A 20,888-nucleotide genomic window follows, 5' to 3' on the forward strand; every position below is an offset into this window, starting at 1 on the left:
TATGAGGTGAATACGATGAGCTTCCTGCTCGACCGCTTCCTACCGATCGCTGCGTTCTCTTTATTCTTGGCCGCTATCTTTACCCGTTCGTCTCCACTATTTATTGTTGCGCTCTGCGGCATCGTGTTTGCGGTTACTCGGAGAGTTCTAATGTTGAGTCGTAACAACGAGCATAAGAAGATTCCCCTAGTCGTCGGTATCTCGATTCTCATCATTATGACGTTTGCACCGTTGTTTTGGTAGAACTCAAAATGAGGATGCTTCCCACTTCGGGACTTCCTCTACTTTTTTGTTAGCCTCGGCAAAAGCTTTTTTTCAAAATCGATCATTTCTCCACGCTTCACTTCAAATGGCAGCATACTTGTTTCATCAAGCATGTAGTTTAAGAAAAAGTAGCCAAAGTACGATGCCCGGAGTGTCGGATCATAGTTCAAGTTAAACACCCGAAACACCCTTGCAAAATAATCATCATACTCCCCATGCAAATAAGCAATCACACTAGAATCATCGTTATTCACATCAAATTCATTCCACATAAACTTAAAAAAATCATAGAAAAATACGTACTGCCCTGACGTATCATAGTCGATGTACCACACTTCTTTCTCCCCGGATTGGTCTTCGGTTATTAATAGATTATCCGTCCACAAATCCCCGTGCAACGGGATATACGAGAAGTTTACGTCAAACAATGACTCATCAATCAACGCAATAATATGCTGAAAGATCGGGCGGTGCACTCGATTCTCACTACGCTCAAGCAACTCATTCATCGTTTGTTTTGTTAAACGTGTATCACCTTTTATTGATGTAAAGTAATCTGCATAATCAGTAAAAATGGTGTTTAAAATGGCTTTTTTGTGTGACTGAGCACGTAAAGTCGGTTCAATGTACGGCTCAACGATCGTTTTTTCTTCTTCATTACGGGCGATGATCGGTGGTGTGCGAAAATACTGAGAAAAATGAGCCGTATTCGCTAATTTTCTATCGTACGTGTCCCGACTGCAACTCACAGTTAGCACCTCATCGGCAGAAAATAGCTTACAATCACCGTTGCTTGAGAACCAAAGGATCGAGCCTAGAAATTGCTTTTCGCCTTCACCCGTTATTTCTAACGATTCGTTCACCGTGGTCATTTTTGCTGAAACGACGGGATGATGACGTCGCTCATCCTTGTAAATCATTCTCTTTTCATCACCAAAGTAATAGCTGCCATCTTCTAAGTATTTATGGAGCGCAAATGCTCTCCTCTGTTTCCATTCCTCACTCACATTGCAACCCTCCTTTACATACCGTTACTCTTTATATCTATTGTATTCAAAAATAAAACCAATAACAGTACGATCGTTATAGGCCCTCGACTATGAATAAGCTTTTTCAGTTTAAAAATTTGGTCAAGATTTGTGATCAACAATACAACCGCAGAAACAGCCTTTAGAAATATCATGTATCCAGGGATGTGCAAGATATTCATTGCACCTAGCAAAGCCGTGACACCAAGAGCTAATCCTGTAAGGGCTGTAATGACAACGAGTAACAAATTATTCTGTTTATTTTTCATATCATTTCCTCTATAAAGACTAAATACCCTTTCCCCACCCTTTGAAACGCTAATTTTGTAACTTCATGAAACTAATTACCCGCCTGACAATGTATAATGAAACTAATATATCAATTGTTTTGAATGATCAGTTTTTTACTGTTGCACGAACTGCATAACAGCCATATACGCTATTCTCGCTAAGAGAAAGATGACTACCGCGACACTCGTTACAGCGATTTTTACTTTTTCAATAAGCCACAAACTTCGCCTATACATCATCGTCCTCCATCCATTAATACCTCTTTGACAAAACGACAAATGAAAGAAATACGACGCTAATCATGGTCGCTGTAATGATTCCGACGGTTTGCATGCCATTAAAATGAATAACGTCTGCCATGAATAGCGTCATTAATATGATAAAAACCCCCATCATAATAAGAAACGTAAAGAGCATGCCTCTTTCTCTTATTTTCTGTGTGCGTTCGTCGTTCACTTTAAATTGTGGGTACAAATACGCTAGTGAAAAACACATCGTCGCCACGCCAAATTGGATAAACTCAGTCCCTTGTAAACCTGTGCTACTTTGCGTTCCAGCATAGACGAGTAACAAGGCATATCCTAAAAATATGACACCCGAAACGATTAAAAGGATTCGAACTCCAACATTTCTCATGACTATCATCATTCCTCCTGATCTACTTCTTCAAAAATAAATACGTTTTCAATGGATGTATCAAATGAACGAGCGATATGAAACGCTAACGGTAACGAGGGGTTATATGTTCCCTTCTCGATTGATATAATCGTTTGGCGTGACACACTTAGCTGTTTGGCCATTGCTTCTTGCGACCACCCATATAGTTTCCTTAATTCTTTCATTCGATTTTTCATCTCAAATAACCCTTTCGTGTTCTATTCACACGATTAAGTAAAGCTCACTTTACCGTAAAGTGTGTTTTACAAAAATATCATTTATTGATTTTCTCCACCGTTTGTTTTATTATAAATAGAGTGATCGATATATATACATAAGGGGAGTGTATACAGTGAGCAAAAAACGTGAACAACTGCTTCAACAGTCTGAGCAGCTTTTTAGCAATCAAGGTTTTCATGCTGTTGGTTTAAAACAGCTCATTAAGGAAGCGGACGTTTCTTTAATGACGTTATATAATCATTTTGATTCGAAAGAAAGCCTGATTTTAGAAATTTTAAAACGGCGAGAAAAAAGGTATTTTGAGTCACTTAATACGGCAAGTCGGAGCGATGACTTGTCCATTCCGCATGCTTTCACAGAAGCTCATCTCAAGTGGACACGTGCAAATAAAGCGAATGGCTGCATGTTTCTAAGAGCAAAAGAGGAATACAACTCGATCAATGATGAGGTTGTTGCATTTGTAGAACAGCACAAAACTCACCTGTTTCAACTGTTTCATGAACACGGATTAACGAAACAAGAAGCGCTACGATTAGTGCTGTTATTTGAAGGAGCTACCAGCTCAGCAGAAGTGTTTGCGCTCAGCGAAGTTGCCGAAGAGTTGCGGTATTCGGTCCAAGCGTTGTTCCCAAATTCATAGGGAATACGCTTTTATTTTCACTTTAAATTATAGTGATCGATCTATATAATAAGGAGTCTTTTTCATGTGGAAAATTGTTGTGCCCGGTCTTGCCATGATTGCCGTTACTTATGCTTTTGCACGTCTTAGCTTCGGAATGTTTCTTCCGGACATCTCTAACACACTCGGTTTGGATGCGAGTGACGGCGGATTAGTCGGTTCGATTGGTTATATATCCTACTCAATCGCTTTATTCTTTTCATCGTTTGCGATCCATCGTTTTGGTTTTAAGCGAGTTAACCAGATTGCGGGGCTAACCGCCGTAGTTGGACTGGTCGGTATGGCCACAGCTACCTCACTGTTGCACCTTGGCGCAGGTGTATTTATTGCCGGTTTAGGTAGCGGTCTTGCATCACCGGCGCTTAGTCAAATGGCTTATCAAACATTCACCCGCACACGAGTGGACCAAGCAAATACGTGGATCAATAGTGGCACGAGTTTCGGTATTATCCTCACAGGCCCTGTTGTGCTGATGTTCACAGAACATTGGCGACTATCGTTTTTCATGTTTGCCATCGTCGCATTTGCCGTGACCTTATGGAACAAACGTATCATTCCTAATGCTTATGAGAATCGGCATGTTGACGAACCAAACATAGATTGGACGTCCACGCTGCGAAACGGTTGGTCACTGATCACTGCGTCGGTCATCGTCGGCTTCAGCTCATCCATCTATTGGACGTTTTCGCGAAGTTTTGTTACAGAGCAATACAACATGACCGCAAATGAAAGTGTTCTCTTTTGGATCGTCGTAGGCGCAGCGGGTGTACTCGGAGGGGTGGCTGGAGGTTTGATACAAAGAATCGGACTCGGTTTATCGTATCGGATGATTTTAGTGACGTTGTTAAGTTCCGTCGCAATGTTAACGGTTCACACTCCGTTCGCCATCTACACTTCACCAGCCCTTTTCGGTGGAGCATATATCTTCTTGACTGGCTTACTCATCGTTTGGGCAACGAGAACCTTTGTCCATTTGCCAGCGCTAGGTGTGAGCATGTCCTTTTTAGCTTTAGGAATCGGCCAATCTTTAGGATCTTTTATCGCCGGTATGGTCATAGACATCAGCTCCTATCCATTTGCCTTTATCTTGTTCGCATGTGTGGGCGTCATTGGTTTAATCATCCCGGTGAAGGACACGAACGACTAGAGATGACAGGGCAACATCGGTGGTCAAAAGACGCCCACCGTGTTTTCTATATACTCCAGAGCACAAGGGCGACACGGTTCACGTTTCTGCCTACGTGCCAAGCTGTATGGAAAGAAGTCCAAATGCCCCATATATTCATTTTTGTGACACTTGAGAAAGAAAAATCATCATTTTAAACGTGGATGCGCACATAAACGAAGTCAACGGTCACAAATCACGATATATGTGACCGTTGAGGACCGAAAGTGCACGGTTTAAAGGCTGGATTGTCACATACGTGTCAGGAGATCACACGCTTGCACGAGATGGTGACCATCGGTCACGTCTTTTTACCTTTCGGCATACGTTTTCCGTGTTGCCTGCAACCCTTGCAGTGACGAACAACGATCGACATCGAAGTGAGATGAACTTCACCAGTCGATCGGTAGACATTCACCTGCAAACAGCGATCTCGATCATCGGATCCAATGAATTTCTTTCGTTAAACTTATATAGATCGCTTTGAACACCGCAGTTTACCTGATCGTCGACACTTTTTGAACGTTCGCTTCTACACTGAACTTCAACTTTGTTTATTTATAACCAAACTCAAGAGCTGGCAACCAAAGGTGCCGATGGTAAACCGAACGACCCTGTGCTGACATGTTGTTGGCTTTTCTGATTGAAAGGAGCAGTACAACCTGAAGAACAAGTGGAACTCTTCATTTCGTCCTGTACAGATCATTGAAAAAAGCTATCCCTATTCGTCACGAACGAACGGGGATAGCTAACGGTTCTAAAAGGTTTTAAACGAACTGCTCCACAGATACATCAGACTGTCTGACGCCGATGTTCTGCTCATACCAAACGGCAAACACGTACAATACCCAGATTTTTCGGCTATGGTCGGCAAGGCTTGCTTGATGTTCCTCGACGAGCTGTTTGGCATAGGTGAGGTTCACGTAGTCGCCAACACCCGCTCGGTAAATTCTTTCAAGGCATTGCTCTCCACGCGACCTGCGTAACCAATCACGCAACGGGACGGGAAAGCCGAGTTTCGGGCGATGGAGTACATGGTCGGGCACAAGATCGGCAAACGCTTCTCGAAGTAATGCTTTCGTCGTCTGTTTTGTAACGAGCAACTCCGTCGGAATGGTTTTTGCCACATCGTACACCTCTTTATCCAAAAACGGCACCCGAAGTTCAAGGCTATGTGCCATTGACATCCGGTCTGCTTTCGCTAATATATCGCCAGGGAGCCAGAAGTTTTGATCGATATACTGCATTTGTCTAACAGGATTGAGATGCGTGACTTGTTCATAGTATGGAGCGAGTAAATCCTCGATCTTATGGTGAAACAAACGTTTGTTTAAGATGATTTCTTTATCATCGGTAAAAATTTTTGCATTTCCTACGAAGCGCTGTTCAATGGGTGTCATCGCCCGCGTAAGATAGTTTTTTCCATAGAATGCAGGTAAATGGCTTAACACCTTCTGAACGGATCGTTTCATTACTCCGGGTAACCAATCCACTTTGGAAAGTGCCGTCGGCTCTTGATAAATGCGGTAACCGGCAAACAGCTCGTCCGCTCCTTCACCAGACAGAACGACGGTTACTTCCCGACTCGCCATTTCACATAATGCATAAAGAGGTACAGCAGAAGGATCGGCAACAGGCTCGTCCAACTTTTGAATTACTTCTTCTGCTAACTGGAAAAATTCCTCTTCACCGATGATTCGCTCATGATGATGCGTGCCGAGCATTTTTGCCGTCTTTCTAGCAACTACACATTCATTCTGCTCACCTTCAAAGCCGACAGAAAACGTATGAAGAGGCCCTAATTCTCGCATAAGCGCCGTAATGATGGTGGAATCAATGCCACTGGATAAAAAGCTGCCAATCGGAACATCACTTTGCATGTGTAGACTGACGGATGACTCCATCACTGTCCGAATCCGTTCTTTCCATTGTTCAGAAGTGTATGAGGCCGTTTCCTTTTGTGTACACGGTTGCCAGTAACTCTCAATGCTCACTGATCCATCTCGTTGGACGTGCATTAAGTGCCCGGGTTTTAACGAATTGATACCCGTTGCCATCGTTTCAACTCCCGGAACATATTGAAGTGTAAGGTAGTGAGACAAACTTTTATGATTCACTTGGACGTCACTCTCCATAACTGTCGCTAAACTACTCGCTTCAGATGAAAATAACATCCGCTCCCCGTCACGTGTGTAGAGAAGAGGCTTGATGCCAAACGCGTCTCTTCCAGCGACAAGTACTTCGTTTTCGTCATCCCACAAAAGAAAAGCGAACATCCCCCGCAGTTCTTTAACGAAGTCACTTCCATACTCTTCATATAAATGTACGATCACTTCCGCATCACCATTCGTGGCGAACTGGTGACCTTTCGCTTCCAAGTCCAACCGTAACGATCGATAGTTGTATATTTCGCCGTTACAAACGAGGCGCAATGTGCCATCTTCATTTTTGAGTGGCTGTATCGCTCCTTCTGTATCAATAATGGCAAGACGGCGAAATCCAAACCCGACGGGTTGTTTTACCCACACCTGGTCATCATCCGGCCCCCGGTGATGCATCCTTTCATTCATCGCATAAAGATCTTTTACATTGATCGCCTCATTTTGAAAAGAGATCATCCCGTTAATTCCGCACACTTCGCTTGTCCCCTTTACACTAATTTGGCACGGTTGCTTCCTTCCATTCCCAACTATCGACCAGTTGTTCTTCGATGTGTAATCTTCCCTCTATTGCTTCGATCGTTTCTGCAATGGATGTGATCGCAATCGTATACTCGTCATAGTCAATCAAGTAAGCATACCCTCGCTCAAAATCTTGGTAATCAATCACAGTTCCTCCGAGATTTTCAAAAGGATTATCTGAATAGCTTTCTACAGGTGTATCAATTTCATTCGCATAAGCATCAAAATTATCGGTATCGTCTCCATCAAAAATTTGAATATGGATCGGGTCCGCACGAATTTCTTCGCCGTCCTGAACGTCAGTATCAATCGATTCAGGTAGATAAAACGAGAAAGGTAAGTCTTCATCATCAACAAGCTTTTGCCTTACATCTGATGGCATCCCTTCTTGTTCAATCGTAATTTCTCGTTCATCTGGGCGCTCAGAAAGACCGTAATTTGCAGGTATTTCCGCAGGGGGACGCTCGACTGGAAGTTGTGTTGATGAATACTCGGGACGAACAGACTCCGGAACAACAGTAACGAGCGTAAATACGAGTGCTCCAATAAGGACCGTTCCACCACCAAGACCAAAGATCATCTGCTTCCTTCGTCGTTTAGGCGCGTGGGATCGCTGTCTTTTGCGCGCATCGCTAATCCCTTCCAACGCACTTGCATACGTTTTTGTTTTCAACGATTCTGGCGCCCCAATCCGCTGCTTAATCGATACATCCCAATTACGCATTACGATCGCTCCCCCTTTCTGCCATCCGCTTTCGCAATGCTTTACGTGCTCGGTGCTGTAAAGCCTTCACAGATAAACTTGATTTGTTAATGACGGCTGCTGTTTCTTTAATAGTCAGTTCTTCAATATAACGACAGTGAATCACCGTCTGTTGATCGATCGAGAGCTCTCGCATACACATGACCAATTCATCGAATTCACTTTTTTCAACAATCGCTTTCTCAATGGAATACTCCTCTGTAGAGGCGACTTCCAATAAAGCTTCCGATTTATTGTTTTTATTTTTTTTGTAATAATCAATCACGCAATGACGACTAATCTTAAACAACCACGTCTTAAAGCTGCTATCGCCACGAAACGTATGCAAGGCACGAGCCATTTTCAAAAACACATCTTGTGTAATTTCCTCTGCATCATGATAATTGTTGGCACTCATGTACGCATACTGAAAGATATGATCAACATAACGATCATGCAATGTTTTTAGTGCGCCATCATCCCCATCAAGAGCCGCTTCAACGCAATGAAAATCATCCATAGCCTTCACCTCAAATTGCCTTCTCATAAGTAATAGACTGTTCATAACACTAAAGAGATACGGGTAAGATTAAATTTTTTTCAATCAGTCTGAGACCTTCTCTGAAGTACAAATGTGATAAAATACAGATTAGCATGTATATTGCTTCAATAATGGTGAGGTGGAACGTATGATGAAGTTTGATCCAATGTATTATCCATATCATTCCAGAAGAAGTTCTGTCTATAGTCAAAAAGGAATGGTCGGCACGTCGCAACCTTTAGCGGCTGAGGCTGGCATGGAGATGATTCGAAAAGGGGGAAATGCTGTTGATGCAGCGATTGCAACGGCAGCTTCACTCACGGTCGTTGAACCGACGTCCAACGGGATTGGCGGCGATTCTTTCGCCATAGTGTGGATGGATGGGAATATGTACGGAATGAATAGCAGCGGTCGAGCACCTGAAGCCATTTCCATTGAGCGCGTGAAAGATCGTGGACATACAGAGATGCCTCAAAAAGGGCTTATTCCCGTCACTGTTCCCGGTGCACCGAGCGGGTGGATTGCACTGTCCGAGCGGTTTGGGAAACTTTCTTTAGAAGAAGTCCTTGCCCCAGCCATTTCGTATGCTGAAGGTGGCTTTCCTGTTAGCCCGGTCGTTTCTCATCACTGGAAACGTGCGGTGCGTTCCTACCCCGCTGACAATCCAGTGTTTCAACCGTGGCATGATACATTCACAAAAGACGGGCGAGCACCAGAACCAGGTGAGGTGTGGACATTGCCAGGACACGCCGACACCCTTAGAAAGATTGCAAAAACAAATGGGAGAGCGTTTTACGAGGGTGAGCTTGCTGAAGCGATTGATGCGTTTTCTACGGCTCATGACGGGTTTATTCGTAAATCAGATTTGGAGAGTTTCCAAACGGACTGGGTAGATCCAATTTCTGTGAATTATAAAGGGTACGACGTTTGGGAGTTGCCGCCAAACGGGCAAGGCATCGTCCCACTCATTGCTATGAATATTCTAAATGGCTTTGACTTACCGGCAAAAGAAACCGCACAAACGTATCATACACACATTGAAGCACTCAAACTCGCTTTTGCTGATGGCTTTGAATATATTACTGACCCAGAACATATGAAAATCGACCCGTCGTTGTTGCTTACAGAGGAATATGCTGAAAAGAGACGGGCGTTGATCGGCCCAGAAGCGGCCGAACCCGCTGCAGGTGAACCCGCTCGTGGTGGCACGGTTTACATGACAGCGGCCGACGGCGATGGCAACATGGTTTCTATGATTCAAAGCAATTACGCAGGCTTTGGGTCAGGCGTTGTCATCCCAAATACAGGCATTAGCTTGCAAAACCGTGGATGGGAATTTAAGTTAGACCCAGACGCTGCCAACGCATTAAAAGGTGGGAAGCGGACGTACCACACGATCATTCCGGGATTCTTAACGAAAGGTCGCGTACCCGTTGGCCCATTTGGCGTTATGGGTGGGTATATGATGCCGCAAGGTCATTTGCAAATTCTAACGAACAGCATCGATTATGGATTTCATCCGCAAGCAGCTCTAGATGCCGCTCGCTGGAAGTGGACTGGTGGAAAAACCGTAGAAGTCGAAGCGAGCTTTCCTACAGAGATTGCAAGACAGCTAGAAAGAAAAGGACATATTATTAAACCGACACTTGAAGGGGGCAGTTTCGGACGTGGCCAGATCATTTGGCGCGACCCAGACACCGGCGTGCTCGTAGGCGGTACAGAACCCCGCGCAGATAGCCATATTGCCATATGGTAAGATAAGCTTCTGCTAGGCCATACTCAACAACGAAGGCAAGGGGACATCCCCTTGCTGTTCATCGTTAGAAAGGAAGCAATCCTCATGAATTTACAAATCCAATGGAAGATCTTCATCGCAATGGCACGGGCAAATGTCCTCGGATATGGTGGGGGACCCGCGACGATCCCACTCGTACATAAAGAAATCGTCGAAAAATATCGCTGGATGAACGATGAAGAATTTACAGAGGTGGTCGCGCTCGGAAACACACTACCAGGCCCAATCATTACTAAACTTTGTGGGTATGTCGGCTATAGAGTAGGCGGGATTGTCGGTATGATAAACGCCGTGTTAGCCACAGTCATGCCGACTGCCATCATTATGCTCATCCTTGTTGGTACACTGACAACATTTAGGGAAACACCGATCGTTCAAGGCATGACGAATGCAATTATGCCAATTGTAGGCGTGCTCTTGCTATCCCTAACATACAACTTTTTAAAACAATCCACACAGAAAGCCGGATTCTTCCTGACCATAGTTTTGACGGTCATCAGTCTATTATTATTTGAATGGCTAAATTTGCATCCCGCAATTCTTATCGTTTCATTGATTGCGATTGCCTTCGCACAGAAACCGAAACCACAACCTGCTAGAAAAGAGGAGGCGTAATCAATGCTCACGGACTTATGGAACTTATTTCTTGCCTTTTTCATACCGGGCATCGTTGGTTACGGTGGCGGTCCAGCATCCATTCCACTCATTGAACATGAAGTTGTACATCGTTACGGTTGGATGAGTACTCAAGAGTTTGGCGAAGTTCTCGCGCTCGGAAACGCCATTCCAGGACCGATTGCCACAAAAATGGCCGCTTTTGTCGGTTGGGAAGTCGCTGGTGTTCCCGGCGTTCTCGTTACCCTGCTCGCAACGGTCGGTCCGTCGCTTGCGCTCATGATGCTTTTAATGAGTATCCTACTGAAATTTAAAGACCACCCCCGAGTGAAAAACATGACGAACTATATCCGTGCACCGATTGCGGTTCTCCTCGGCGTACTTACGTATCAGTTTTTCTTCATGTCTTGGGAAGGGAATGGGATGTGGCAAACGGTGCTCTTGGTCGGCGCTGCACTATTACTCCTAGAGAAATTTAAGGTTCACCCTGCGATCGTCATCGTAAGTTCGCTTCTGTATGGTGCGATTTTCTTATCATAAATAAAAATGGGTAATATGAACTATAATAAAGGTTGGTTTAATTGGTATTTTATGGTAAATAATCCCTCCTCAATTCGTTTTGATTTTCAGACTATTGTATGGTTTAATAGAAAGTGAGTAAGCCATTCTTGAATATATTTTTATTCACTAGGGGAGCCGGCACCGGCTGAGAGAAGCAATGTTTCGACCCTTTGAACCTGATCTGGATTATACCAGCGTAGGGAAGTGGAGCTTGTTTTAACCATGCTCTGTTTTCTATGCAGAGCTTTTTTTATTGCTCTCATAGAGAACCGAACGCCGGTGCCCTCACTGTGAATCAAAACACTTATGGAGGGATTTTGTAATGTCATTTACTGAAGAATTACGTAAAGAATGTGCCCCTGTTTTTGAAGCGATCTTTGAGCATCCGTTCGTGCAAGGCATTGGAAACGGCAACCTTCAACCCGGTCAACTGACCCATTATGTAAAACAAGACTTTGAATATTTGAATACGTTTATGCAAATTTACGGACTGGCGATCAGCCGCTCAGAACGAAGAGAAGATATGCAATTATTAAATGAACAAATTTCTTTCGTACTCAATGATGAAGTCCATCCGCACAACAATTTCTGTCAAGTTGCTGGTGTAAACTACGAAGACTTGCAGTATGAGCCTCTCGCACCAACCGCTCATCACTATACTCGGCACATGTTGGATGTGGCTCACCGAGGGTCGTTTGGCGAAATGATTGCCGTCCTCCTTCCTTGTCCTTGGACGTATTACGAAATTGCGGTTCACTTGGACAAGACGAAACAGCCGGGTAAAAACCATCCTTTTTATGATTGGATCTCTTTTTATAAAGAAATGGGTGACAGCGTTACGATGGCCTTTCGTAATCGTCTTGATGAATACGCCAAGACCGCTACCGATGAAGAAAAAACAAGGATGCGTGATGCCTTTCTAAAGAGCTGTCAATTGGAATGGCAGTTCTGGCAAATGGCGTTTACCGAAGAAAAGTGGCCCGTACAAATATAATTGAGGAAAGCCAGAATGGGTAATGTACCCATTCTGGCTTTTTGCGAGCACTCAAATCCGACCGACTCATTCTACTCCGATTACGCAAGGGGGGAAGGGACGCTTCTACGCGAGATTCTTGCGTTTTTGCGGCCGTTTCGGTGATGTGCACGTTTTCGACGCCGGTGTGCACATTTTCGACACCGATGTGCACGCTTTCGACAATGCGCCCCGCCGCAAATGAACCGCCCTTTACTTTGCCCCGTTCGTCTTATTATTTTTTCTCCAGTAAATAAAAATAGCAAGCCCTAATAGAAGTAAGGGGATGAGCACTGGAGACAGACCAATGACGAATACCACCACGCCTGAGACGATTGCCATGAGCACGTTAATCGTGTCGGTAAACATATTCGACGCTTGCCCCCAGGTGTTTAAAGAGGTTTGATCGGTCAACATTGACCCTGCGGTCTCGCGCACGTTAATATTCACCAATGCGTACGTCACTTGATGGTCTAAATAATTCATGCGACCTTGAATTGTTTCAATTTGCTCTTGCGTGTCCGCCAGATCATCCGAGATAGAAAGCAAGTCTTCTGTCGTATCTGCATCTTCCATAAACACGAGCAGCCGTTCTTCAACAGCTTCGTGCGACCGAAGTCTTGACTCTAGATCGACGTACTCTTCTGTCACGTCTTCACCTGTCGTCATTCGGTCGACGACTTGTAAACTAAGGGACTCTATCTGATCCAAAAAGGGTGTAAAGTTCTCTTCAGGCACGCGCACAGCAAACGTCCCGCTCATTTCACCGTCTCCTGCATCTTGGACAGACGACTCCACAACAAAGCCATTCATTTCTTCAATGGATTGCTGAATCTGGTCTTGAGCTTCTTGAAACCTTTCAACATCAATTGTGAGGTGACCATTATATACGATCATTCGCTCTGCCGTATCAATCGCTTCCACTTCCGCTTCATTTGCAGCCGAGTCGTCTAACGTTTCCCCCTCGTCCAACTCCACCTCCGACTCAGCATGATCTTGAGCAACATCTGCCCCGCTATCATTTCCTTCTTGAGAAAGATCTGCCGCTTCGTCATTTTGGTTATCACTACACGCAACAACAAAGGCGAAAAATAGAAAAACGAGCATGATTTTATAATTCATCTTTTGACCCCCTTCTCTTTCCTTCTTTGTCGTTGCCCACCATTATTTGTTTCAATTATTTGAAAATATGTAAAAAAACCTAATAGGGGAAAGCTCCCCTACCAGGTCTTTACGTTTACGCTTCAGGTCCTTCAAAACTAAGCAATCGGTCATCTTCATCGATTGGGTCGCCTCGTCCATCCGTATTGTTCGTAATCACATAAAACATGTTCTCGTTTTCGTCATATACGACATCACGCCAGCGTCCTTCTCCTTCAAGGATTGTATCTGTTGTGTTGTCGTCCACATCAAAGCGAATCAACTGTTCACCGGCAAGCGCAGCTACATAAAATGATTGCTCACCAACCATCGCAGCTCCTGACGGAGCCCACGTCTCTTCACCAGAGTTCATGACTGCCGTTTCCATACCTTCTTCGGTTTCATCACCAACAATTTCTGGCCACCCATAGTTGTTTCCAGGTTCAATGTGATTGATTTCGTCGTTCGCCGTAGGACCATGCTCTGTACTAAACAGTCGGTCATCATCTGTCCAATCCAACCCTTGTGGATTTCGATGACCGTAAGAATAGACGTAAGAGTCATCAAATGGATTATCTTCGGCTACCGTGCCATCGAGGTTCATTCGCAAAATTTTACCCGCTAAGCTGTCCGTGTCCTGGGAAAGCTCTGGATCTTCCGCATCACCTGTCGTTGCATACAAATACCCATCTGGTCCGATCGCGAGTCTACCGCCGTTGTGCGTCGTCGCTCCTGGAATGTCTTCTATCAAGACATCCGTTTCTTGCCATTCATCACCGTCACGTTCAATCTCAACAATCCGATTATAAATGCCATCAGTGGCTACATACGTATGATAGATGATCGCTGTATCTTCATCTTCTGGATGCAACACCATGCCATGAAGACCACCTTCACCCTCTTGGTGGACTTCCTCGTCTAGCGCAAGACTCATTGGCGTCGTTTCTCCGTCAGTAATTTCAATAATCTGGCCTTCTCGCTCAGTAACATATACTGTGCCGTCATCAACGAGTGTAATACCCCACGGGGCAGCTAAGTTTTCTGCTAATGTCTCATAGTCTCCAGCCATTTCATCTTCGTCAATGTCTTCATCATCTGCAGGCTCAGGTTCACCTTCAGTCGGATCATCTTCACCGAGTTCATCGGAACCGCCGTCTGTCGTCTCTTCGCTTTCTTCCTCTTGCGGTTCTTCTGGTGAACACGCACCTAACATTAGTACACTTGCACCGAAGATCATCGTATATTTCTTCAAGTTATGACGCCCCTTTTTTCTAGAAATCTATTCTTCTGTACCCCGTACAAAAGAATTTCAATCTAAAGATCAGGGGCGATATTGGTTTACACTCGGTAATACTTCCAGCTGCCATTCTCTTCGTGACGAGCGATCTGCTGTTTGTCGCGCAAGTACTCAAGGTGGGCAAGTGTCTCACCGATAGCGAACCTTGTTTCGTGAACGGTGAGTACTTTAGGGAATAACTTCGCACAAACATCATGTACAACGACAGGCTCTTTCACATACTCATACACTCGTTCTAGCCGCTCATCATGATGAGCAGCAATTTCATCGATTCGCTCGTTGGCACCGTGAAACGGCTTCCCGTGTGATGGAACAACCAAATCTGCGTCTAGTTTCTTTATTTTTTCTAATGATGTGAGATAGTCTTTCAGCGGGTTATCTCGACCATGAAACCAATACGAAATATTCGGCGTAATTTTTGGTAGCAGATGATCAGTGGATAACAGCACATTTCGTTCACGATTGTACAAAACGATTAGGCCATCTGAATGACCCGGCGTAAAGATCGCCTCATACTCAAACCCACCGAGCACGAACCGCTGTCCTTCCACAATGTGATGATTGATCGTTGGCAAAGGGTTAATTCTTGGGATAAAAGAAGCGGTATTTTCTTTCATCTCTTGTGCATCGTGCTCTGGAATTCCTGCAAGCAAATAGTACGCATACATTTCATCAAGAAATTCCGGCGTCCATGCATTCAACCCAGCCTTAGCATCGGTCTCCGTCATCCACACTTGCGCCCCTGTTTTTTGTTGAAGCGCACCTGCGTATCCGAAGTGGTCGGGGTGATAGTGTGTAACAATGATATTGGTAATATCTTTCCCTTTCAGTAAAGGAGCCCAGGCGGCAACGGTTTCATCGTTATGAAGCCCTGCATCAATAATTGTCCACCCCTCTACTCCTTCTGCAAGAAATACATTCACATGGTTTAGTCGCAGCGGTAAATTCAATCGTAGCGATTGGATTCCTAATTCCTCCAACATCGGTTCTCTCTCCTCTCGTCTTTGGCAAGCGAGCGCTCGCTCACTATAGATTTATGATGGGAGGCACTCTCTTCTGAGAGCACCTCAGCTTAACTAATTGTTAGTTAAATGGGCTTGTTCTTCATCAGAAAACACCCGTGAACGGACGAGGAAGCGCTTTCCTTCAGGGTTTTCCAAAGAGAACATGCCACCTCTCCCTTTCACCACATCAATGATGAGCTGTGTATGTTTCCAGTATTCATATTGGTCTTTAGAAATATAAAACGGGGCATCTCCTAAATCCCCAAGGTAAATATCGTGTCTACCCGGATTAAATTCCTTTTGTGAGAAGCACATTGGAGAGCTGCCATCACAACAACCTCCCGATTGATGAAAAATGACAGGTCCGTGCTTGCTTTTCAAGTGGTTGATGAGGTCTAGCGTCACTTCTGTCGCTTTCACCTTCTCAACGTGCACGAAGAACCCCTCCTTTTAGAATAGACCTGCAGGTTGTTCACTGTAGCTTACGAGCAGGTTTTTCGTTTGTTGATAATGCTCTAACATCATTTGGTGGTTCTCTCGACCAATTCCCGATTTCTTATAACCACCAAACGCGGCATGAGCAGGATAGACGTGATAACAATTCGTCCACACCCGTCCCGCTTGAATTGCACGACCAAAGCGATACGCCGTATTCATATCTCTTGACCATACGCCTGCTCCAAGTCCGTAAAGCGTATCATTGGCAATTTCCAACGCTTCCTCTTTTGTTTTGAATGTGGTGACGGACACAACCGGACCAAAGATTTCTTCTTGGAAGATCCGCATTTTGTTATGACCTTTATAGATCGTCGGCTCAATGTAATAGCCGGTGCTTCGTTCCCCTTGTACTTCAATGCGGTTTCCGCCAGTAATGAGCTCTGCCCCTTCTTGCTTCGCAATATCAAAATACGACAAAATCTTCTCAAGCTGTTCTTCTGACGCCTGCGCTCCGATCATCGTTGATGTATCCAACGGGTCGCCGGCAATAATCTCTTTCACACGCTTGAGCGCTCGGTCCATAAACTCATCATAAATGGACTCTTGGATGAGCGCACGAGATGGGCACGTACACACTTCCCCTTGATTCAAAGCAAACATGACAAAACCTTCAACCGCTTTATCTAAAAACCCATCGTCTTTATCCATTACATCTTCAAAGAAGATATTCGGCGACTTCCCACCTAATTCCAACGTAACAGGAATAATGTTTTCTGATGCGTATTGCATGATCATCCGGCCGGTCGTCGTCTCGCCAGTAAACGCGACCTTATCAATCCGATCACTTTGCGCTAACGGTTTTCCTGCTTCTAAACCAAAGCCTTGTACGACATTAAACACACCTTTAGGTAGCAGATCTTCCATGATTTCCAGCCAGACACCAATGGAAGCAGGGGTCTGTTCTGCTGGCTTCAAGACAACACAGTTTCCAGCAGCTAGTGCAGGAGCGACCTTCCAGGTCATCATAAGAAGCGGGAAGTTCCAAGGGATGATTTGTCCGACAACACCTAACGGCTCATGGAAATGGTACGCAACGGTATCTTCATCAATTTGTGAAATGCCGCCTTCCTGAGCGCGAATCGCACTTGCAAAATACCGAAAATGGTCAACCGCGAGCGGGATATCTGCTGCGAGCGTCTCTCGAACTGGTTTCCCGTTATCCCACGTCTCAGCAACCGCCAACTTCTCTTTATTTTCTTCCATCCGATCAGCAATTCGATTTAAGAGTAAGGCTCGCTCTGTGACTGACGTAGCGCTCCAATCCGCTTTCGCCTCATGTGCAGCTTCAATGGCTCTTTCCACATCCACTTCCTTAGACCTGGCAATCTCCGTGAAAACTTCTCCTGTAACAGGACTAATATTCTCAAAGTATTCACCGTCGGCAGGCGCTGTCCATTCCCCGCCGATAAAATTCTCGTATCTCGACTTGAACTGGACAACTGCACCTTGAGTACCTGGTTGAGCGTATTTCATTATAATAACCTCCTAAATTGTAATCGCTTTCAAATACCTATACCTTATTTATTCTAGCTATCCAATCCATATCCTTTATTTCTGTAATAAAAAACCGTCACGAGCTTGGACCCGAAGATTACAAAACATGGTATGATGGCGATAATGCCCACTTGAAAGGAATCTGATCGCAATGGACGTCGCTACCATTACACTTACAATTGCGATGATGGGCCTGATCATTCTTTTTGGTACGCTCGTCGCCATTCGTATGACCGTGACAGAAGACACCAAAAAATTACTGATGGCTGTCATTATCAACATTGCCGTTCCGTTCATCATTTTGAATGGTGTATTCAACACTGAAATTACTGACGAAGTTTTGCAACAAGTAGTGATCGTTTTTATCGTTTCAATAATTTTTAATAGTTCCGCCATTCTCTTTAGCATTATCGTTTTGAGAATGTTTAGGTTCCAATGGTCTAAGGCAAAAAAGCTGTCGCTCCTTGCCGCAATTGGCAACACCGGATTCATTGCCATCCCGTTGTGCGCTGCCATATTCGGACCGATTGGCGGGCTACTTGCTGCTGTATTCGATGCCGGTTTAGATGTAATTTTATTCACTTTAGGTGTATTCATTCTCCAAAGCGATAACCAAAAGTTCTCACTTCGTCAGCTCAAAGAGCTGATTAATATGCCAGTCATTGCGATTGCCATTGGACTCACTTTCGCCGTTTCTGGGTTAGAGGCTCCTCGGCTTTTTCAAGATCTAGCCGGAATGTTATCTGGTTTGGCTGCACCCCTGGCCATGCTTTATATTGGGTTTTTATTACCGCCATTTTTTCGCCAAAATCAACGCATTCTTTACCGCGGCATTCAATATCCACTCTTTATCCGGTTGCTGTTCATTCCGAGCGTCATGATTTTACTCTTATCCTTGTTAGACATGGATCCGTTCTTACGGCAACTGTTTGTGATTCTCTCTGCAATGCCGACATTTATGCTTGCACCTGTCATTTATAGTCGCTATACGAATGAAGAGGACACAGCCGCAATGACAACCGTCGTTTCGACACTCTTGTCGCTCTTTACGATCCCACTCATCACTTGGGTCGCTACTTTACTCTTTTCGTAAACCATATAAGAGGAGGTACTAGGTTTGGACATCGCATTCATCTATCTACCATTATTCATTGTACTTATCGTATCTGTTTACACTGACCTGAAGTACCGCCTCATCTACGACAAATGGACGTTGCCAAGCATGGTGTATTTTCTAGTGGCGAATGCCATTCTTGATTTTTCAAACGTACATATGTATGTGCTAGGAGGGATCCTTCTCGGAGGCATTCACCTCCTGCTAGCCATTGTGAGCAGAGGTCAAGTTGGCGGTGGAGATATTAAGTTATTTACTGTCATCGGGTTAGCTTTAGGATTAAAGGCGGGAATGGGTGTTGTGTTTGCCACGTACCTGATCGCTGGTTTATGGGCGATTCCATACTTAATTTATCAGTCGTTTATCCTTAAAAACAAAGAAGTAACTATGATTCCTCTTGCACCGTTTATTGCCGCCGGGACAGCATGTTACCTCGCTATTTTACTTTGGGTATAGTGCAAAGAAACCGAAAATGGTATGCCTCTTTTCGGTTTCTTCATTTAGAATGTATGAATTTGTACTTTCATTTCAATACAAAACAGTTCGCATTACACCCGCTCTTCCTTTTTATATTCCGTAGGAGTGCTTCCTGTATACCTTTTAAAAATCTGACTAAAATATCTCGGATTATTTCCAAACCCAACTTCCTCTGCCACCTCAAACACTTTCCGATCTGTATTCATATATTCCATTGCCATCTCCATCCGCCGTTCCATGAGATAATTCGTATAGTTCATCCCCATTTCTCTTTTGAACACTTTCCCTAAATAATCTGGATTCATGAAGAACACTTCTTTAGCGACTCTAAGCAACGATAATGATTGATCCTGAAGGTGCTGCTCTGTATATGCAATGATTTCCCTCACTAGATGGTTTTTCGTCAAGCTGTTCTCACGAACAACCTTCATGACATGTTCCATCATGTACTCTTCTACTTTCATAACATCACGCTCAATTGCATCAATGCCATTAATCGTCGTCAACAATTCTTCTTTTTCATCATGGCTGGAACGAAATGATACTGACCATAGCAGGCTTTTGCATTTCATGAGAATGAACCGGTCGGAAAACTTAGACGTGCTAAGCACATGGAAAAATTTGTGCATCGCGCGTTTGACATTATTTATATCCATCGCCCGTACCACTTCTATCATATTTTCATACTCCCAAATGACTTGCTGCTGATCAAACTTCGTTACTGCTGCACTTGTTAACTCATGATAAAGAATCACTCTGCTTTTGCTGTTCATGTAAAACCGGTAAGAAAACGCTTCCAAAACCTTGTTATATTCGATTGCTAGCCTTTCTATACGACTCACTTGACTAATTACAGAAATTACAGCACTTTCAACCTGAACTTCCCACTCTTTATTAGAAGTTCGAATGACCCCCTGTAAATGCTGTTCAGGACAATCGCTAATCACAACAATTACTTTACCCGAAACAATTGCTGATGCATAAAAAGATGTGCTGTCTGCGAATTGCTTATCCATTAGTTGTTTTAATTTTCGGCGTTCAGTATGAGCATCTTTTGAAAGAATCTCACTGCATATGATTCTAAACTTCTCATTTCGGGAAGCAGTTTTTAATAAACCATGATCAAAAGAGGCGGAATTTAGTAAGAGTTCGCGCACTTGCTGCTCTTTTGCCTTCGGTGTGATTTGATCAATGTATTCTTGTACTTTTTCCTTCTCTTGAAGGTCCATGACGACTTGTCGAAGCGCCTCCTCAATCTTCTGTTCATTGCAAGGTTTTAATAGATAGTGTTTTACACCATACTTCATCGCTTGTTTGGCATAGGCAAAATCATCGTGGCCGGAAAGAACAATAAATTGAACCTCGGGAAAAAAATAATATGTTTTCTCTATCAATTCCAGACCATTCAACCCAGGCATCTTAATATCAGTAATTACGATGCGCGGACGCTCAGACTCAATCATCTCTAAAGCCATTTGCCCGTGATACGCTTGATCTTTGCACTTTGTTCCGCAGCGTTCCCAGTCCACCATCTTCGTAATTCCTTCTACAATATGAACCTCATCGTCAACGACAAGCACATCATACATGTAC

At 44.2% G+C, this 20,888-nt stretch carries 23 protein-coding genes and 1 riboswitch; of the genes, 9 read left to right on the forward strand and 14 right to left on the reverse strand.

From position 1 onward, the window contains the following. The first annotated feature begins 15 nt into the window (after nt 1-15). On the forward strand, nt 16-243 hold the full coding sequence (locus tag ACE1TF_RS07055; protein WP_375015483.1) for a hypothetical protein: 228 nt from the start codon (nt 16-18) through the stop codon (nt 241-243). Nucleotides 244-281: 38 nt separating this feature from the next. Here ACE1TF_RS07055 and ACE1TF_RS07060 read toward each other — a convergent pair whose 3' ends face one another. The 5 genes from ACE1TF_RS07060 to ACE1TF_RS07080 form a co-directional block, all read right to left on the reverse strand. Beyond that, nucleotides 282-1,271 carry a phosphotransferase gene (locus tag ACE1TF_RS07060; protein ID WP_375015485.1) on the reverse strand — a complete coding sequence of 330 codons (990 nt, stop codon included), beginning with the start codon at nt 1,269-1,271 and terminating at the stop codon, nt 282-284. A gap of 14 nt (nt 1,272-1,285) precedes the next feature. Beyond that, complete coding sequence (locus ACE1TF_RS07065; protein WP_042403994.1) at nt 1,286-1,561, reverse strand: hypothetical protein; 276 nt, start codon at nt 1,559-1,561, stop codon at nt 1,286-1,288. A 135-nt stretch (nt 1,562-1,696) separates the two neighbouring features. Further along, entirely contained in the window at nt 1,697-1,819 is a 123-nt protein-coding gene (locus ACE1TF_RS07070) for a hypothetical protein (protein ID WP_375015488.1), read from the reverse strand. A 16-nt stretch (nt 1,820-1,835) separates the two neighbouring features. Continuing rightward, the gene (locus ACE1TF_RS07075) at nt 1,836-2,219 is read right to left on the reverse strand and encodes a DUF2178 domain-containing protein (protein ID WP_193744822.1); all 384 of its coding nucleotides are present in this window, start codon (nt 2,217-2,219) and stop codon (nt 1,836-1,838) included. A gap of 8 nt (nt 2,220-2,227) precedes the next feature. After that, nucleotides 2,228-2,437: a helix-turn-helix transcriptional regulator gene (locus ACE1TF_RS07080; protein ID WP_042403989.1), complete on the reverse strand. Its 210-nt coding sequence runs from the start codon at nt 2,435-2,437 to the stop codon at nt 2,228-2,230. A 155-nt stretch (nt 2,438-2,592) separates the two neighbouring features. Between ACE1TF_RS07080 and ACE1TF_RS07085 the strand changes: the two genes are divergently transcribed. Next, the gene (locus ACE1TF_RS07085; protein WP_042403985.1) at nt 2,593-3,120 is read left to right on the forward strand and encodes a TetR/AcrR family transcriptional regulator; all 528 of its coding nucleotides are present in this window, start codon (nt 2,593-2,595) and stop codon (nt 3,118-3,120) included. 64 nt (nt 3,121-3,184) lie between these two features. Then, nucleotides 3,185-4,306 carry an MFS transporter gene (locus tag ACE1TF_RS07090; protein WP_375015491.1) on the forward strand — a complete coding sequence of 374 codons (1,122 nt, stop codon included), beginning with the start codon at nt 3,185-3,187 and terminating at the stop codon, nt 4,304-4,306. Between the two features lie 785 nt (nt 4,307-5,091). Here the strand turns inward: ACE1TF_RS07090 and asnB are convergent. The 3 genes from asnB to ACE1TF_RS07105 are packed head-to-tail and all read right to left on the reverse strand — an operon-like array spanning nt 5,092 to nt 8,267. Further along, entirely contained in the window at nt 5,092-6,960 is a 1,869-nt protein-coding gene (gene asnB / locus ACE1TF_RS07095) for an asparagine synthase (glutamine-hydrolyzing) (protein WP_375015493.1), read from the reverse strand. A gap of 19 nt (nt 6,961-6,979) precedes the next feature. Continuing rightward, entirely contained in the window at nt 6,980-7,729 is a 750-nt protein-coding gene (locus ACE1TF_RS07100) for a hypothetical protein (protein WP_375015495.1), read from the reverse strand. After that, the gene (locus tag ACE1TF_RS07105; protein WP_042403979.1) at nt 7,722-8,267 is read right to left on the reverse strand and encodes an RNA polymerase sigma factor; all 546 of its coding nucleotides are present in this window, start codon (nt 8,265-8,267) and stop codon (nt 7,722-7,724) included. The genes ACE1TF_RS07100 and ACE1TF_RS07105 overlap by 8 nt, the downstream gene beginning before the upstream one ends. A gap of 169 nt (nt 8,268-8,436) precedes the next feature. Between ACE1TF_RS07105 and ACE1TF_RS07110 the strand changes: the two genes are divergently transcribed. The 4 genes from ACE1TF_RS07110 (at nt 8,437) to tenA (ending at nt 12,253) form a co-directional block, all read left to right on the forward strand. Continuing rightward, nucleotides 8,437-10,044 (forward strand): gamma-glutamyltransferase family protein, encoded by a 1,608-nt coding sequence (locus ACE1TF_RS07110; protein WP_375015498.1) that lies wholly within the window; start codon nt 8,437-8,439, stop codon nt 10,042-10,044. Nucleotides 10,045-10,128: 84 nt separating this feature from the next. Then, nucleotides 10,129-10,698 carry a chromate transporter gene (locus tag ACE1TF_RS07115; protein ID WP_375015500.1) on the forward strand — a complete coding sequence of 190 codons (570 nt, stop codon included), beginning with the start codon at nt 10,129-10,131 and terminating at the stop codon, nt 10,696-10,698. 3 nt (nt 10,699-10,701) lie between these two features. Then, nucleotides 10,702-11,238 (forward strand): chromate transporter, encoded by a 537-nt coding sequence (locus ACE1TF_RS07120; RefSeq protein ID WP_042403976.1) that lies wholly within the window; start codon nt 10,702-10,704, stop codon nt 11,236-11,238. Nucleotides 11,239-11,377: 139 nt separating this feature from the next. Next, a riboswitch (TPP riboswitch) is annotated at nt 11,378-11,479 on the forward strand. Nucleotides 11,480-11,581: 102 nt separating this feature from the next. Further along, the gene (tenA, locus tag ACE1TF_RS07125) at nt 11,582-12,253 is read left to right on the forward strand and encodes a thiaminase II (protein ID WP_375015502.1); all 672 of its coding nucleotides are present in this window, start codon (nt 11,582-11,584) and stop codon (nt 12,251-12,253) included. Between the two features lie 231 nt (nt 12,254-12,484). Here tenA and ACE1TF_RS07130 read toward each other — a convergent pair whose 3' ends face one another. The 5 genes from ACE1TF_RS07130 to exaC form a co-directional block, all read right to left on the reverse strand. After that, nucleotides 12,485-13,393 (reverse strand): DUF4349 domain-containing protein, encoded by a 909-nt coding sequence (locus tag ACE1TF_RS07130; RefSeq protein WP_375015504.1) that lies wholly within the window; start codon nt 13,391-13,393, stop codon nt 12,485-12,487. Between the two features lie 115 nt (nt 13,394-13,508). After that, nucleotides 13,509-14,663, reverse strand: a complete 1,155-nt coding sequence (locus tag ACE1TF_RS07135; RefSeq protein WP_375015506.1) for a PQQ-dependent sugar dehydrogenase — start codon at nt 14,661-14,663, stop codon at nt 13,509-13,511. 86 nt (nt 14,664-14,749) lie between these two features. Continuing rightward, nucleotides 14,750-15,691: an MBL fold metallo-hydrolase gene (locus tag ACE1TF_RS07140; RefSeq protein WP_042403971.1), complete on the reverse strand. Its 942-nt coding sequence runs from the start codon at nt 15,689-15,691 to the stop codon at nt 14,750-14,752. Between the two features lie 93 nt (nt 15,692-15,784). Next, nucleotides 15,785-16,147 (reverse strand): DUF779 domain-containing protein, encoded by a 363-nt coding sequence (locus tag ACE1TF_RS07145; protein WP_042403969.1) that lies wholly within the window; start codon nt 16,145-16,147, stop codon nt 15,785-15,787. Nucleotides 16,148-16,162: 15 nt separating this feature from the next. Beyond that, on the reverse strand, nt 16,163-17,683 hold the full coding sequence (gene exaC / locus ACE1TF_RS07150) for an acetaldehyde dehydrogenase ExaC (protein ID WP_042403967.1): 1,521 nt from the start codon (nt 17,681-17,683) through the stop codon (nt 16,163-16,165). 172 nt (nt 17,684-17,855) lie between these two features. On the opposite strand from exaC, the gene ACE1TF_RS07155 reads away from it, so the two are divergent. Continuing rightward, nucleotides 17,856-18,797: an AEC family transporter gene (locus tag ACE1TF_RS07155; protein ID WP_042403966.1), complete on the forward strand. Its 942-nt coding sequence runs from the start codon at nt 17,856-17,858 to the stop codon at nt 18,795-18,797. A gap of 24 nt (nt 18,798-18,821) precedes the next feature. Beyond that, a complete protein-coding gene (locus ACE1TF_RS07160) occupies nt 18,822-19,274 on the forward strand; it encodes a prepilin peptidase (RefSeq protein ID WP_042403964.1) in 453 nt (150 codons plus the stop codon). Between the two features lie 92 nt (nt 19,275-19,366). Here ACE1TF_RS07160 and ACE1TF_RS07165 read toward each other — a convergent pair whose 3' ends face one another. Further along, the gene (locus ACE1TF_RS07165) at nt 19,367-20,884 is read right to left on the reverse strand and encodes a response regulator transcription factor (RefSeq protein ID WP_375015510.1); all 1,518 of its coding nucleotides are present in this window, start codon (nt 20,882-20,884) and stop codon (nt 19,367-19,369) included. Between the last annotated feature and the right edge of the window lie 4 nt (nt 20,885-20,888).

Origin of the sequence: Geomicrobium sp. JSM 1781026 (genome assembly GCF_041949955.1) — a bacterium.
Taxonomy (GTDB): Bacteria; Bacillota; Bacilli; order Bacillales; family Marinococcaceae; genus Geomicrobium_A.